Source organism: Chitinophaga caseinilytica, from assembly GCF_038396765.1.
GTDB lineage: Bacteria > Bacteroidota > Bacteroidia > Chitinophagales > Chitinophagaceae > Chitinophaga > Chitinophaga caseinilytica.
Map to the genome: position 1 here is coordinate 6,064,741 of NZ_CP150096.1, position 15,175 is coordinate 6,079,915.

At 54.9% G+C, this 15,175-nt stretch carries 14 protein-coding genes and 1 pseudogene; 4 read left to right on the forward strand and 11 right to left on the reverse strand.

Features of this window, described 5'->3' with window-relative positions:
- Nucleotides 1–29: 29 nt before the first annotated feature.
- The 4 genes from WJU22_RS25090 to WJU22_RS25105 form a co-directional block, all read right to left on the reverse strand.
- Entirely contained in the window at nucleotides 30–872 is an 843-nt protein-coding gene (locus WJU22_RS25090) for a prephenate dehydrogenase (RefSeq protein WP_341840915.1), read from the reverse strand.
- Nucleotides 869–2,053, reverse strand: coding sequence for a pyridoxal phosphate-dependent aminotransferase (locus WJU22_RS25095; RefSeq protein ID WP_341840916.1), 1,185 nt, complete (start codon nucleotides 2,051–2,053; stop codon nucleotides 869–871). The genes WJU22_RS25090 and WJU22_RS25095 overlap by 4 nt, the downstream gene beginning before the upstream one ends.
- Nucleotides 2,054–2,076: 23 nt before the next feature.
- Complete coding sequence (locus tag WJU22_RS25100; RefSeq protein ID WP_341840917.1) at nucleotides 2,077–2,907, reverse strand: prephenate dehydratase; 831 nt, start codon at nucleotides 2,905–2,907, stop codon at nucleotides 2,077–2,079.
- A gap of 605 nt (nucleotides 2,908–3,512) precedes the next feature.
- On the reverse strand, nucleotides 3,513–3,728 hold the full coding sequence (locus WJU22_RS25105; RefSeq protein ID WP_341840918.1) for a hypothetical protein: 216 nt from the start codon (nucleotides 3,726–3,728) through the stop codon (nucleotides 3,513–3,515).
- A 223-nt stretch (nucleotides 3,729–3,951) separates the two neighbouring features.
- Here WJU22_RS25105 and WJU22_RS25110 point away from each other — a divergent pair, with 223 nt between their 5' ends.
- From WJU22_RS25110 to WJU22_RS25125, 4 genes and pseudogenes are all read left to right on the forward strand, one after another.
- A complete protein-coding gene (locus WJU22_RS25110) occupies nucleotides 3,952–4,425 on the forward strand; it encodes a sigma-70 family RNA polymerase sigma factor (protein WP_341840919.1) in 474 nt (157 codons plus the stop codon).
- Between the two features lie 546 nt (nucleotides 4,426–4,971).
- Nucleotides 4,972–5,276, forward strand: a pseudogene (locus tag WJU22_RS25115) (trypsin-like peptidase domain-containing protein); the annotation flags it as partial.
- 36 nt (nucleotides 5,277–5,312) lie between these two features.
- Nucleotides 5,313–5,537, forward strand: coding sequence for a hypothetical protein (locus WJU22_RS25120; protein WP_341843795.1), 225 nt, complete (start codon nucleotides 5,313–5,315; stop codon nucleotides 5,535–5,537).
- Nucleotides 5,538–5,688: 151 nt separating this feature from the next.
- Nucleotides 5,689–6,966: a hypothetical protein gene (locus WJU22_RS25125; RefSeq protein WP_341840920.1), complete on the forward strand. Its 1,278-nt coding sequence runs from the start codon at nucleotides 5,689–5,691 to the stop codon at nucleotides 6,964–6,966.
- Nucleotides 6,967–7,025: 59 nt separating this feature from the next.
- Here WJU22_RS25125 and WJU22_RS25130 read toward each other — a convergent pair whose 3' ends face one another.
- From WJU22_RS25130 to WJU22_RS25160, 7 genes are all read right to left on the reverse strand, one after another.
- Nucleotides 7,026–7,784, reverse strand: coding sequence for a hypothetical protein (locus tag WJU22_RS25130; protein WP_341840921.1), 759 nt, complete (start codon nucleotides 7,782–7,784; stop codon nucleotides 7,026–7,028).
- Between the two features lie 108 nt (nucleotides 7,785–7,892).
- On the reverse strand, nucleotides 7,893–8,078 hold the full coding sequence (locus WJU22_RS25135; RefSeq protein ID WP_126246991.1) for a CsbD family protein: 186 nt from the start codon (nucleotides 8,076–8,078) through the stop codon (nucleotides 7,893–7,895).
- A gap of 170 nt (nucleotides 8,079–8,248) precedes the next feature.
- Entirely contained in the window at nucleotides 8,249–9,082 is an 834-nt protein-coding gene (locus WJU22_RS25140) for an aldose 1-epimerase (RefSeq protein WP_341840922.1), read from the reverse strand.
- Nucleotides 9,083–9,096: 14 nt separating this feature from the next.
- A complete protein-coding gene (xylA, locus tag WJU22_RS25145) occupies nucleotides 9,097–10,425 on the reverse strand; it encodes a xylose isomerase (protein WP_341840923.1) in 1,329 nt (442 codons plus the stop codon).
- An 11-nt stretch (nucleotides 10,426–10,436) separates the two neighbouring features.
- Nucleotides 10,437–11,924 carry a xylulokinase gene (locus WJU22_RS25150; RefSeq protein ID WP_341840924.1) on the reverse strand — a complete coding sequence of 496 codons (1,488 nt, stop codon included), beginning with the start codon at nucleotides 11,922–11,924 and terminating at the stop codon, nucleotides 10,437–10,439.
- A gap of 38 nt (nucleotides 11,925–11,962) precedes the next feature.
- Entirely contained in the window at nucleotides 11,963–13,609 is a 1,647-nt protein-coding gene (locus WJU22_RS25155; RefSeq protein ID WP_341840925.1) for a sodium/sugar symporter, read from the reverse strand.
- A gap of 148 nt (nucleotides 13,610–13,757) precedes the next feature.
- Nucleotides 13,758–15,173 (reverse strand): RagB/SusD family nutrient uptake outer membrane protein, encoded by a 1,416-nt coding sequence (locus tag WJU22_RS25160; RefSeq protein WP_341840926.1) that lies wholly within the window; start codon nucleotides 15,171–15,173, stop codon nucleotides 13,758–13,760.
- Nucleotides 15,174–15,175 lie beyond the last annotated feature (2 nt).

Genomic DNA, 15,175 nt, shown 5'->3' on the forward strand with positions numbered 1-15,175 from the left:
CGTGATGTGTTAGTTGATGAAAAGGGTGATTACTTCAGGATTTTTCTGATTTTATTGCTCTTCTGGATGAGCTTGTAGAACGTTTCATAGTCTTCCGACTGCAATAGTTCCTTCATCTGCTCCAGCTGCCGGATATGCTCGTCGAGCACGTCCAGCACATTGTTACGGTTATGCTTGAAAATGGGCACCCACATATCGGGCGAGCTTTTGGCCAAACGCACGGTAGATTCGAAACCACCGCTCGCCAGCTCGAAAATCCGGCCCTGCTCTTTCTCTTTCTTCAACACCGTCAGCGCCAGCGCAAACGAAGTGATGTGCGAGATGTGCGACACATAAGCCGTATGCAGGTCGTGCTCTTCGCCGTTCATATATACGGTGCGCATGTTCAGCTTGTCTACCATCGCTTCCACCATTTCCACGGCGTCTTCGTCACTGTTCTTCACGTCGCAGAGCACCATGGTCTTACCGGTGAAAAGCCCCTTCACAGCTGCTTCCGGCCCGGAATACTCGGTGCCGGCCATCGGGTGGGCGGCAACGAAGCGTCCCCTGTTGGGATGACCGGCAACGAGTTGCAGTAATTTATGTTTGGTAGAGCCTACGTCCATGATCACTTGTCCGTCCTTCACCTTGTCCAGAATCCCTACTACCGCGCCCAGCGTGGCATCCACCGGGATCGCCAGCACCACGAGGTTACTGCGGTCCATCGCGTCTTCGAGCGTGGAGCCCTCGTCGATGATCCCCAGTTCCTGCGCCTTGGCCAGGTTGGCCGTGTTATTGTCTACCCCGATGATCCAGTTGGCCACGCCCCGCTCCTTCAGGCTCAGGGCCAGCGAACCGCCGATGAGGCCTACGCCTACTACAGCTGCTATCATACGAGGGCTTTTTTATGGTCAACGATTTGTTTCCGCACCCGGTCGATCGCTTCGGCAAACACCTGCTCGTCCCGGCAAAGGCTCACACGGATGTAGCCCTTCCCGTTCTCCCCGAAAATCCCGCCGGGCGTGATAAAGACATGCGCCTGCTGCAACACTTCGTCGCTCACCGCAAACCCGTCTGCGTATCCCGCGGGGATCTGCGCCCACACGAACATGCCCACCTGGTTGCGGTCGTACGTACAACCTATGAGGTCCAGCAGTTCGAAGACTTTCTTCCTGCGGCCGGCGTAGATGGCGTTCAGTCCGTCGTACCAATCTTTCCCCAGCTCCAAAGCAGCCACTGCGGCCATTTGTACGGGTTGAAACATGCCGGAGTCCATATTAGACTTAAACCTTAGCACATCGTTCAGGAAAGCCGCCTTGCCTACGAGCATGCCCACGCGCCAGCCGGCCATGTTGCCGGATTTGCTGAGGCTGTTCAGTTCCAGGGCCACTTCCCTCGCGCCGGGCGTAGCCAGCAGGCTGGCGGGCGCGTCGTTGAGGATGAAGCTGTACGGATTGTCGTGGCACAGCAGGATATTATGTTTGGTGGCGAAGGCCACGAGTTTTTCGAATGTATCCGCCTTGGCCTGGGAGCCGGTCGGCATATGGGGATAGTTCACCCACATGAGTTTCACCTTGCTGAGGTCGCGCTGCTCCAGTGCCGCGAAGTCGGGCTGCCAGTCGTTGTCCGCGCTGAGCGTGTAAGTTACGGGCGTGGCGCCGGAAAGCTGCACGGCAGAGCGGTAGGTGGGGTAGCCGGGATCGGGGATGAGGGCTTCGTCGCCTTCCTGGAGGAAGGTCATGCAGATGTGCATGATGCCTTCTTTGGAGCCGATGAGGGGCAGCACTTCCGAATCCGCGTCGAGCGTTACGCCGTAGAAGCGGTTGTACCAACCTGCCATGGCCTGCCGCAGGGCCGGGATGCCTTTGTAGCCCTGGTACGCATGGGTATCGGGTTTGGCCGCGTATGCGTTGAGGGCGGCGGTCACGGAGGGGTGCGGCGGGAGGTCCGGGCTGCCGATGCCGAGGTTGATCACGCGGGCGCCGGCTTTGTTCATGTCGTCGATCTCCCGGAGTTTCCGTGAAAAGTAGTATTCCTCGGTATGCTGCAATCTTTTGGCTACGGATGGTTGCATTTGGTGTTAGATTATTGTTGGTATCAGGTATGCGTATTGCCTTTTTTGTAAATCCCCAGAACGGTCAGCTGCTCTGTGAGCGGCTCGATTTTGTTGAGCGCCTGCTGGAAGTGCTCCGGAGAATCGAATTCCATGTCTGCGTGGAAGTAATAATGCCATTCCTTCGCAGGTATGGGAAAACTCTGGATCTTGCTCAGGTTGATGCCTTCCTGCGCGATCATGGTGAGCACGCGGGCGAGGCTTCCCCGCTCGTTGGACGTCTGGAAATATACGGAAGATTTGTTTGCATCGGCGGGCGTCTTCACGCCGTTCCGGGAAATGGCTAGGAAGCGGGTGTAGTTGTTTTTAGCCGTGTGGATATTTCGCCCGATCACTTCCAGCCCGAAAATATCGGCTGCGAGCTGGCCGGCGATGGCCCCGGTGGTCTTCAGTTTTTTCTGGCTCACGTGTTTGGCGCTGAGGGCGGTATCTTCTGTTTCCACCAGTTTGATGTGGGGATATTGGGCGAGGAAGTCCATGCATTGCAGCAGCGCCATGGGGTGCGAATGTACTTCGCGGATATCGTCGATCGTTTGCCCGGGCAGTACCATGAGGTTCTGGTTGATCTGGAGGTACAGCTCGCCAACGATGTGAAGCCCGGAATTTTTGAGCAGGGAGTAATTGGGCAGGATGCTGCCGGCGATGGAGTTTTCGATGGCCATGATGCCGGCGTCTACGTCGGCCTCGCCGTTCTTCACTTTACGGACGAGCTCCGAAAACGAGGCGCAGGCCTCGATGGTGGTCTGTTTGCCGAAGTAATTCTGGGCGGCTATCTGGTGGAAACATCCTTCAAATCCCTGGATCGCGATGCGCATATATGTTGTTTAAGATACTGTTGAGCAATAAAAAGGGCCCCGCTGTGTGGCGGGACCCTTCCATTCATTCTACCGGTTTTGACCGTTATCACAAGAGAGTCCCGCTTTCTTTTGCGTAAAAGAAAAAGTAAAAATAGCAGGCATAAAATCGATTCTGTGACATATCTGGCTTTTACCGGTTTGCATAATTTTAAAAAGAAAAGGCCCCCTTTTGCAGGAGGCCCGTTATATTTTTTTATCTGTTTGGATCAGCTAAAACGAACCTCCTAATTCTGGTACCAGAAAAAGTAAAAGCCGTAAAAGTATCCAAAAGTATGCTGTTGCATCAGATAATGTATTTGCGTTGTTTGATAGAACAAAAGTAAGGCACGATTTCATTTTTTCAAACAGCGGAGTAAAAAAATCAATTTCGTCTAACAAACATCAATATCGATTGAAAAATGTTCAATAAACCACGAAAAATGCCCTTCAGTTGGCTAGTAAAACGGTGGATTGAATGCTATAGCAAATAATTCCGGGGGATGGGAGAACGGAGGCGGAGGGGCAAAAAAAAGCCCCGGCGTAACGCCGGGGCCGGATAAATATCCTTTAATGCTTGCCTATAATTAGTGAGCTTTAGCAGTAGAGTCGATAGCTTTAGCAGTAGAGTCAACTACCTGAGCAGCGGAATCAACTACCTGAGCAGCAGAGTCAACAGTGCTCTGAGCTGCCTGAACCAGGCTGTCAACTTTAGTGGAATCACCTTCAGTGGCAGTACCAGCGTTGTTGCAAGCTACAGCGAACAGACCCAGGGCGAGAGCGAGGAAACCGAATTTTTTCATTTTGATACGTTTTAAGGTTTATTTGAAATGAGATTTAACCTTTATACCCGGTTTCGGAGAAAGGTAACCCGCAATCTGAAAAAAAATTTATTTTGCCTACTTTGGGTTACTAAACCGGCCCAAACCGTATTAATCAGTGAATAATCTTTTGCACATAGAAAAGGATCAGGAATTACTGCACAGATTAGCCGTCAACGATGATAAAGCTCTGGAAATCATTTATTTGGAGCATTACCCGATGGTTGAAAGGATGATTTTGCAGCATTATGGATCGGCGGACGATGCCAAAGACATCTTCCAGGAAGCGATGATTGTATTATATGAAAAGGCAAAAGAAGGGAATTTCGTACTCTCCTCCCGGTTGAAGACATTTTTATATGCCGTTTGCCGGAGGATGTGGCTCAAAAAGCTCCAGAGCGGCCCCAACAGCGCCCCCCTGACAGACGACGTCGAGGAGTCTGCAGACGCGGCCGAGGCCCTGGAGGCCCATCTCGAAAAGGACGCCCAGTTCCGACAGATGGAAACAGCCATGGGAAAGATCGGGGAGCCCTGCAAAACCATCCTGGAGGAATATTACATCCGCCACCGGAGCATGCAGGAAATCGCGGAGCAATTCGGGTATACGAACGCCGAAAATGCCAAGAACCAGAAGTACAAATGCCTCATGCGCCTGAAGAAATTATTTTTTGCGAACTAATATATTAAAAGAGCACGATCAGCCGTGATGAACGAATTACATAAAATACAGGAAATAGAACGCTACCTGGACGGAGAAATGGCCGCCCCGGAAAAAGAAGCGTTCGAAACCCTCCTGCGCCGGAACCCCGACCTCCAACGGGAAGTTTCCGACCACGAGGCGTTCCTTTCCCAGCTCAGGGGCCACGGCCAGCGCCAGGACCTCCGCGCCCGGATGAACGCCATCCACCCCCGCGCCGCCGCTGCGGCCCAACAGGCCCAGCCTGCCCAGGCCACCATCGTTTCCATGACCAGCCGCCGCCGCACCTGGTACTCCGTTGCCGCCGCCGCATCCATCGCGCTGGTCACCTCCCTCGCTACCATGGCCATCATGCAGCGTTCCGCCAAAATCTCCTACACCGCCAAATATGAAGACGTCCGCCGTGTGCTGAACAACATCCAGCGCTCGCAGAACGCCCTCATCCGCGATATCAACAATAAAAACACCGGTCCCGCCAACCCCGGCACCTACGGTGGCACCTGCTTCGCCATCAGCCGGAACGGCTATATGGTCACCAATTATCATGTGATCGCCGGGGCGGATTCCATTTACCTGCAGAATAATAAAGGAGAAGCCTTCAAGGCCGTGAGCGTGTTCGAAGACGTGTCTTCCGACCTGGCGGTGCTCCGCGTGGCAGACAGCACTTTCCGCACCGCCCCCTCCCCTATACGCTCAAAAAAGACCCCTCCCGCCTCGGGCAGGAAGTGTTTTCCATGGGCTACCCGAGAGACGAGATCGTTTTCGGTATGGGCTATATCAGCGCACAAACCGGTTTTAATGGCGATACCCTGGCCTACCAGGTTTCCATCCCCGTCAACCCCGGCAACAGCGGCGCGCCCCTGCTCGATATGAACGGCGAGCTCATCGGCATCATTACCGGCCGCCAGTCTACCTCCGAAGGCATCGCCTTCGCGGTGAAATCCGGCCACCTCAAACGCCTCCTCGAAGAATTACCGAAAGAAAAATTCAACCGCAAAGACCTCAAACAGAAGAACCAGCTGATCGGCCTGCCCCGTGTAGACCAGGCACGAAAACTGGAAGAATTCGTATACATGGTGAAAGTTTACAACTGAGCGATTGAAAAATGAAAAATAGAAGGACCGGCCGCAAGGGAACACCCCGAGCAGCCGGTCCTTCGCTTATTTATTGATTTACGGGTTTTTACGGAGAAGTGCGCTTTTTACGCACGCTAACTTTGCACTACTTTAATTTTAATAGTGCATCATGAAAAGATTTATTTGTTTCCCCCTCATCATCTCCGCGATATTTTTCTCGCAATGTTCCAAGCCCCAACCCGAAAATCCCGCCAATCCGCCAGGCAACGGCGGGGGAGGCGGCAGCCAGCAAACCGGGACTCCCCGGCCCAAGGGCACGCCTAGCGGTACCGTATTCAGCAAAAAGATCGGTACGGCGGGCGGTACGATCGAATACCCCGGCGCCCGGCTAACGATCGACATCCCCGCGGGCGCAGTGGAAAAGGAGACGGAATTTTTCATCCAGCCAATTTCCAATACCGCTCCCGGCGGCAAAGGCATCGCGTATCGCCTTCAACCTGAAGGTGTTACGTTCAAAAAACCGGCCACGTTGAAGTTCAGGTATACGGCAGACGACCTCCAGGGCACATTTGCCGCCGCACTCGGTATTGCCACGCAGAAGGCAGACGGCGTTTGGTACGGTTTAGGTACCATTCAAAATGAAGCTGCCAAAACCCTCGAGGTGAAAACCACCCACTTTTCAGACTGGAGCTTCTTCGAAGCCATTTCGCTGGAGCCCGGTATTTCCATGGCCGACCCCGGGCAACAGATGCCATTGGTAGTGAAATGCGTGCTCCCGGGGGACGATGACCTGCTGGTGCCGCTGACCAAAGAAGGCCAGGAAGCCGCCCTGCTCGATCCTAAAACCCATCTCAACGCGAAGTTCATCGAAAAATGGACGCTCCTGGGCACAGGGCAACTCGCACCCACCGGCAATACCGCCAAATATACCGCCCCCGCTAAAATCCCGGCTGTGAACCCGGTGGTGGTTTCCGTCAACGTCAAATCCAAAGGAAGGGCCGTCGGGATACTCATCGCAAGGGTGTTTGTGGCGCCGGAAGGTATTTCCGTATCCATCGCCGGAGGAGATTATACGACTTATGGTAATTCCGGCGGACAGGTTACCCCGGGTGAAAGTTTCGCGATGGCGCAGCAGGACGGTATTACAGCCAGCGTGAAATGGCAGGGAAAAACGACCGGCCAATTTAGCTGGGATGCTACCAAAATTCTGTTCCTGCTGAACATCGGCACCACCAAAACATATGCACAGGTATATAATTCCGGTGGGAAGGCGGTGCCCAGCCCCGGAAAGCTGGATGTCTTCGAAATCGGCAATTTCGGCTGGGTGTTAGGCAGCTTCGAGCTGGAAAAGTCAGGGTATTACATATTCAGTAACCCGCCGTCTACGGGCACCACGAAAATCAAAGGGTACTTCAGGGTGAAAAGGTTGAATATCGGTTCGGAATAATGAAAACAAAAAACGGCTGACCATCATCTGGTCAGCCGTTTTTTTATGGAATTAATACATTAATCGTTTTCCTTGATGCGGACAGCCGGATTTTGGCGCCATTGTTTGGCGCGGACGGAGATCCACATGATCAGGTCTTCCTGGTTGATGGTGCGCAGCATCTCGTAGCTGGGGGTGTACGCCTGAGTGAACCGCATGAGCGAATCGCCCTTCAGGCCGGTAACGGTGCTCACGAAGCTTTTGGAATAGCGGTAGTCCATGAACTGCTGGCGCTCGTTCTCTTCATAAAGTTTCTTGAATTTACGCAGGTCTTTCTGCTCGCGGGAGCCGCGGGTGAAAGGACTGAGCACCAGTCCAAATCCGCCCTGGCTACGTTTTTCGGTGTTGACGAGCGTTTGTTCCTTCGCTTCGAGGAAGGGCTTGAACTCTTCGTACCGCGCCAGGGAATCGAGCTGATAGGCGTTCCATTTGCCGGATACTTCCACCTGGGGCAGGAACCTTTCCCGGGCATTGAGGCGGATATTGGCCACCTGCGTGCCGGCGAGGTTGATCACCTTCACACTGTCAGACACATAACCGATAAAAGATACCACGATCTCATCACCCTGCCGGGCCGAAATCCGGTAATACCCTCCCTGGTCGGAAAAAACGCGTGCGCCGGTGTTTTTGTTCCGGATCGTGGCGGGATATAAGACAAGCTTGCCGTCGAAACTGGTGACCTGCCCGCGGAGGGTAACGGGAGTTTCGGTCTGCGCCATTGCCGCCCTGCCCGTCAGGGTCAGGAGCAAGGTTACCAGGTACAATCTAATGGGTTTCATATTATTCTAACATTTGCGTCCGGAAAATAGTTAAGACACGAAAGTAGTTAAAAAAGCAATTCCCGCAGGAATCGCTTCCCCGGGAATTACCGTTTTTCGTTCGACTTATTACAGGGAGCGGATCAGCGAGATCACTTCGTCCCTGGATATACCGAGTCTTATTTGTATCTGGCGGATGAGGCGGTCATCTTTCCCCTGCTCATAGGTAAGATCCGTCTCCGTCAGATCGGCGAAAAGTTGTTTCAGCTTCGATCTGATCTCATTCCACCGGTCCTTGATCATCAGGATGTCCATGACATGACAATTTATGGGTGAATAAAGAGGGGTTACCCCATAAATCCAAAGTCTGTGCCAAAACAACTGTCAGAACCCGGTTACCTGCAGGCCCGTCCGGAAAATTGCGCTGTGGCCGGGCTCAACCGTCACCAGTCCGATGCCGTTATTGAAAGCATTGGGGGCACCGGTCAGGTTTTCGATCGCGATGCTGTTCCGGTGCGGCGGTGTATATACCTGCAACACGGGATAGCTCTTCTCGGGGAAGAAAGCGATCCTGACCCTTTTTCGGGATCCGTGAGGGTGCACACCGGCTGTGCCGCTTCAAAATCCACCAAAAATGAATTATCGAGCGATACGCCGTTCATGCTTTTCCCGCCGTTGAACTCCGTAAAGGGCAGCGTTTTGCCCGTGGGGATGAGTTTTTCGTCGAACTCCACGATGGCGGTGCTGCTGAACTGCAACTCCAGCCTGTCTACCGGCGTGCCCGTCGAGAAGTACGGATGCCAGCCGTCCATCATGGGGATGGGCGCGTTGTGGAGGTTGAAAACCGCGGTGGTGATCTGCAGTTGCTGATCGGCCAGCAGGCGGTACTGTACCTCGCAGCGGTAAGGGAACGGGTATCCCGGATCGTCGCCGGCGTAATGATGTTCCAGCGAGATTTCGGCGAAGCTGTCGGCCGCCTCTTCCTTGATGAGGGAGAAAGGCTGATCGTAGAGCAGCCCGTGGATGGGGGATTTCCTGATCGTATAATCCTTCCCCTCCCAACTGTACGCCGCGTCCTTGATCCGGCAGGCGAACGGGCTCAGTTTCACGCTTTTGAAACTGTTCGTCACGCCTGCGTTCAGATCGTCCGAACTGCTGTAACTGTCTATCACATTGATGTTTGCGCCTCCCTGCGGTATGATGAATGCATGCAGGAGGGCGCCGTATCCGGGTATGATCTGCACTTCCGCGCCTGCGTCGTCTTGCAGCGCGATGATGGAAAAGCCGTTCTCTTCTTTATGCGTGATACTGAATGCCATGCTTTGATTTTGCCCTAAATATACTGATTGATGATGTTTTCCAGCCATTCCTGCCGGCCGCTGGTCTGTTTCGGCTCACCATTGGCCACGGCGAAAGCGCGAAGGTCTTCGAGGGAAAGCTTGCCCTGCTCGAATTCCTGGCCTTTGCCGGAGTCGAAGGAAGCGTAGCGGTCTTTGCGGAACTGGCGGTAGGGCGATTCGCGGAGCATGCGGTCGGCCACGAAAGCCGCGCGGGCGAAGGCGTCCATGCCGCCGATATGGGCGTGGAAAATATCTTCGAGGTCGGTGGAATTGCGGCGCGCTTTTGCGTCGAAGTTCACACCGCCGCCGGCGAACCCGCCGGCTTCGAGGATCACCAGCATGGTTTCCACGAGCTCGTTGAGGTTCATGGGGAACTGGTCGGTATCCCAACCGTTCTGGTAATCGCCGCGGTTGGCGTCTATGCTGCCCAGCATGCCCGCGTCTGCCGCTACCTGTAGCTCGTGTTGGAAGGTATGGCCGGCCAGGGTGGCGTGGTTCACTTCGATATTGAGCTTGAAATCCTTGTCGAGGCCATACTGGCGGAGGAACCCGATCACCGTGGCGCTATCGTAATCGTACTGGTGCTTGGTGGGCTCACAGGGTTTGGGCTCGATGAAGAACGTACCCTTGAAACCCTGCTTCCGCGCGTAATCGCGGGCCATGGACAGGAAGCGGCCGAGATGGTCGAGCTCACGTTTCATATCGGTGTTCAGCAGCGTCATGTACCCTTCGCGGCCGCCCCAGAACACGTAATTTTCGCCGCCCAGGGCGATCGTTGCGTCGAGGGAATTTTTCACCTGCGTGCCGGCATAGGCCACCACGGAAAAGTCCGGGTTGGTGGATGCGCCGTTCATGTAGCGCGGGTTGCTGAACACGTTGGCGGTGCCCCAGAGGAGCTTCACGCCGGAGGCTTTTTGTTTTTCTTTCGCGTAGTCCACGATCGACTGCATCCTTTTTTCGTATTCGGCGATCGAAGCGCCCTCGTCGATGAGGTCGATGTCGTGGAAGCAGTAATATGGCACCCCGAGCTTGGTGATGAACTCGAAAGCGGCGTCCATTTTATCTTTTGCCGACTGGATCGGGTCGGAGGAAACGAGCCATGGGAAGTCTTTGGTACCAGGGCCGAAGGGGTCTCCGCCCGTTCCGCAGAAGGTGTGCCAGTAGCTCACGGCGAATTTGAAGAGCTCTCTCAGCGTTTTGCCGTTAATGGTCGCGTTTTCGTTGTACCATTTATACGCAAAAGGGTTGTCGGATTTCGGGCCTTCGTATTTGATGGCGCCCACTGTGGGGAAGTACGTTTTGTTTCCTGTTATGATCTGCATTTGAAATGATTTTATCGGTTCGACAATATTTGCTGGAGTTTGATTTTCCAATCTGCATACGCGTTTTGGTAGACGGTTTGTTTTTCGTCGGGCGAAATGGTAGCAAGGCAGTCCATTCCCCGGAAAGCTTCCCCGAAAGATGCGAAAACGCCCGCTCCTACCCCGGCTCCGCGCGCAGCGCCCTGGGCGCCGTCGGTATTGTACAATTCTATTTCGGCGCCGGTGGCGTTGGCGAAAGCTTCGCGGAAGAGGGGACTGAGGAACATATTCGCTTTTCCGGCGCGGACGCGGTTGATGCGCAGGCCCATGTCGCGCATGATGTCCATCCCGTACGCCAAAGCGAATACGATGCCTTCCTGGCCGGCGCGGAGCAGGTGCCCCTGGCTGTGGATACCGAAGTCGAGCCCATGCACGCTGGCGCCGGGGAGCCTGTTTTCGAGGATCCTTTCGGCTCCGTTCCCGAAGGGAAAAATGCGAAGCCCTTCCGCCCCGGGAGGCGCTTTTTCCGCCAGCTGGTTCATCCTGTCATAGGAAATCCCGCCGGAAACCTGCCGCAGCCAGCTGTTGAGGATGCCCGTTCCGTTGAGGCACATCAGTACGCCGTTGCGGACTTCTTCCTCCGAATTATTGACATGCATAAAGGTATTGACACGGCTTTGCGCGTCGAACGCAGGCTGGTCGTGCACGGCGTACACCACGCCCGAGGTACCCGCTGTTGTGGCGGCTTCTCCGGGCTGGAGCACATTGAGGGAAAATGCGTTGTTGGGCTGATCGCCGGCGCGATAGGTCACGGGTGTGCCTTCCTGCAGGCCGAGCAATTCCGCCGCCGCCTTCGACACGCGGCCCTGTTCGCCGAATGTGGGCACCACGGGCGCGAGGAGCGACGCATCGATATCATATAATTCCAGCAACCGGCCAGATACTTTCCTTTCCTTGAAATCCCAGAAAATACCTTCCGAAAGCCCGGAGTTGGTAGTGGCAGGAACGCCGGTGAGGCGCATGGCGATGAAATCGCCCGGCAGCATGATGTGCCGGATTTTCGCATATAGTTCCGGCTCATTTTGCCGGACCCATCGGAGCTTGGAGGCCGTGAAATTGCCCGGCGAATTGAGGAGATGCGGCAGCGTATAGTCGTGACCGAGTTGCTGCGCGGCTTCGTCGCCGGTTTGTACGGCGCGGCTATCGCACCAAATTATCGATGGACGTAAAACTTCCAGCTTTTCATCCACACACACCAGCCCGTGCATCTGGTAAGCGATGCCGATCCCTTTCACGGCCGAAGCGTCGAAAGGGAATTGTTGTTGCAGGCGGCGGGTGGCTTTTTGGACTTCCTCCCACCACATTTCCGGGTCTTGCTCCGCGAATCCCGGTTTGGGAACGCGGATGCGCAGCTCTTCGTCGGAGCCGGTGGCAGAAGCAAGGCAGCGCCCGCTCTCAACGTCGAGCAGGGCTGCCTTGATGGAAGAAGATCCGATATCGTAACCTAGTAAAAATGACATGATCGTAGACGTGGTAAAAAGATGCTATCGAAAAAAAACTACCAGAAAATGGTGTAAAGTGCTGTCAGGATACCGCAAATGATGATGGCGCCCACGGCGAAGCCTGGAGCCAGTTTGAACATGCCGGTATCGATCTGGAGCGCTTTCGGATTGTCTTTGCTTTTCGGGTCCATGAGGCTGATGATCACCATCAGCGCCACGATGATCACAAACACCCAGCCCATGCGGTTGATGAACGGCAGGTCGGGGAAGATGAGCATGAGGGCTACAGACAGCGGAATGGCCAGCGCGGCGCCAACCAGTGCGGCGGCCGAGGTGGTGCGTTTCCAGAAGAAGCCCATGATGAAAATGGCGAACACGCCCGGAGAAATGAAGCCGGTGTATTCCTGGATGAACTGGAACGCCTGGTCGAGGTTCCCCAGTGCAGGCGCTACCAACGCGGCGATGATGCAGGAAACTACGATGGCGATGCGGCCTACGTTCACCTGTTCGGCGTCTGTGGCTTCTTTCTTGAAGTGTTTCTTGTAAATATCCAGCGTGAAAATGGTGGCGATGCTGTTGGCCTTTCCGGCGAGGGAAGCCACGATGGCGGCGGTGAGCGCGGCGAACGACAAGCCTTTCAATCCGGCGGGGAGCAGATTGAGGAGGATGGGATACGCGCGGTCGGGTTTTACCTGTTTCACACCGTCTACCACGCCCTGCATTTCATCGGCGAACATGCCGTTTTTCCACAGTACGTAGGTGGCGATGCCGGGCAGTACAACGATGATGGGCATGAGCAGTTTGAGGAAACCGGCGAAGAGGAGACCGTTGCGCGCGGTTTTAAGATCGGCGCCCAGTGCGCGTTGCGTGATGTATTGGTTGCAGCCCCAGTAATTGAGGTTCACGATCCACATCCCGCCGATGAGCACGGCCAGGCCGGGCAGTTCTTTATAGTTGGCGTTGCTCTTGTCGAAGATCATGTGGAAATGTTCGGGGGCTTTTTGCCGGAGGAGCCCAAGCCCGTCCCACATGCCATTCATCGTATTGGCAGCCGCTCCGGTAGACCCGCCGAAATGGTGGGACACCAGGTTCAGCGCCAGGTAAGTGGTGGCCAGCCCGCCGAGGATCAGGAAGAAAACCTGGATCACGTCCGTGAACCCGATCACCTTCATCCCACCCAGGGTGATGATGATGGCAAACACCGCAAGGCCGATCATGCAGGCCGTGAAACTAAAGCCAGAGATCGTGGAAACCGCCAGCGCACCCAGGTAGAGGATGGAGGTGAGGTTCACGAAAACGTACAGCAGCAGCCAGAAAACCGCCATGATGGTGGCCACCGTTCCGTTGTAGCGTTGACTCAGGAACTGCGGCATGGTGTAAATCTTGTTCTTCAGATAAATGGGCAAAAAGAAGATCGCGACCACGAGCAAGGTGGCGGCCGCCATCCATTCATAGGTGGAAATGGCCAGGCCCATCTTGAAGCCGGAACCGCTCATGCCGATGAATTGCTCCGCGGAAATGTTAGACGCGATGAGCGATGCGCCGATGGCCCACCAGGTGAGGGAACCTTCGGCGAGGAAAAAATCTTTCGTGTCGGCGCTGGCCTTTCTTTTCCTGTTGTAAATGTAATAACCGTATCCGGCTACGATCACGAAGTAAATCGCGAACACGATGTAGTCGGATGTTACAAGTTGATGGTTCATATTAGTATCAGTATAACGTGAAGTGGATTAGTGTGTCAAGATAACAACAAATTTTTAATTGTTAAATCTACAGTTAAAAAAATGGGCAAAAAAAGGCCGGGCGTAGTAACGCCCGGCTTAAATAGTTCATTATCAGAATATTACTTCTTTATTGCTGCCATTTCGGATGTTGTGCGATATTCTCGTTAGCGAAGATTTCCGCCTGCGGAATGGGCAGCCAGTATTCCCGGTCGTCTTGCGTCAGATTTACGGCATCCTGTGCCAGGGCAACGTCTTTCGGGCCGCGGTTGATCTGGCGGTTATTTCTCCGCAAGTCCACATAACGGGCCGCTTCAAAAGCCAGCTCCTTGAAACGTTCCTGGATCACGGCGTCGAGCAGTGCGGCCGCGGTGGGGAAGATTTCGGGGACATAGCCGGTGATGCGTGCCGTGCGCAGCGCATTGAGGTCTGCCGCTCCGGCTACAACGTTGGGAGTGGCTTTGCGCGCATTCGCTTCTGCGCGGATCAGGTACATTTCAGCGGTACGGAACAACTTGGCGTCTGCCAGGTTTACAAGGGCCGCCTGCCCGCCCACGAATTTTATGGCCGTCCAGCGGGGCGCATCTACTGTTCCCAGGTTTCTGAAATAGTTCGCGAAGCGGATATCGTTTACCGGATCGAACGACTCCATCAATTTAAACGAAGGCGCCCAGATGATGCGGCCGGTATTGTCGCGGTAGTTGACGCCAAGACGTTCCTCGCCGTTATCGCGTTTCAGTTTCCAGATCACTTCGGCGGTGGAAAGGTCTGTCCAGATATTGGGGAAAGCGGCAGCGGAAGCCAGCGGGCGGGCATCGATCACCTGGGTGGCGAAGTTGATGGCCGCATCATAGTTCTTTTGCAGCAGGGAAGCGCGGGCCTGGATGGCCGTTACGATCAGCGGATCGATGCGCTGGCGGTTCGTTACGACGTAGTTGGCCGGGAAAAGGCCTTTTGCGGCAACCAGGTCTGCATTGATCTGCTGGTAAACTTTCGACACCGCGTCGCGGGGAGGTTTGCTCAGTTTGGACTCGGTCATGACCGGTACGCCGGGCGATGCCGGTTCATAGTCCACGCTGTAATAGCTCAGCAGTTCCAGGTGACTGAACGCACGGAGGGCCAGCAGCTCGGCCTTCAGCCGGTTGCGGGTGACCAGCTCCTCGCCTGTGGCGGGAACCTGATCGATGACGGCGAGCACGCGATTGGCGCGGTCGATCACGTCGTAATATGCGCCCCATGCGGCGGCGGGCTCAGCAGAAGTGCCCGGGTCGTACTGCCAGCGCCAGGGGATCACGCCGCGGCCGGTATTGTTCTCACGCGGCATGGTAGCCTCGTCTGTGAGCAATGTGGTGATGTATTGCGTGGCGCCGTAGTTAAGGCCGGCGTAAACGCCCAATACACCGGTATTCAGCGCGGTTACGTTATTGAATGCGCCTTGCTGCGGAACGCGGTCCTGGGGTTTGATCCCGAGATCACCCAGGCAGCCCGTGCCCAGTAAAGCGACAGCGAGCAAAATATATGCGAGTTGATATGTTCTTCTTTTCATGA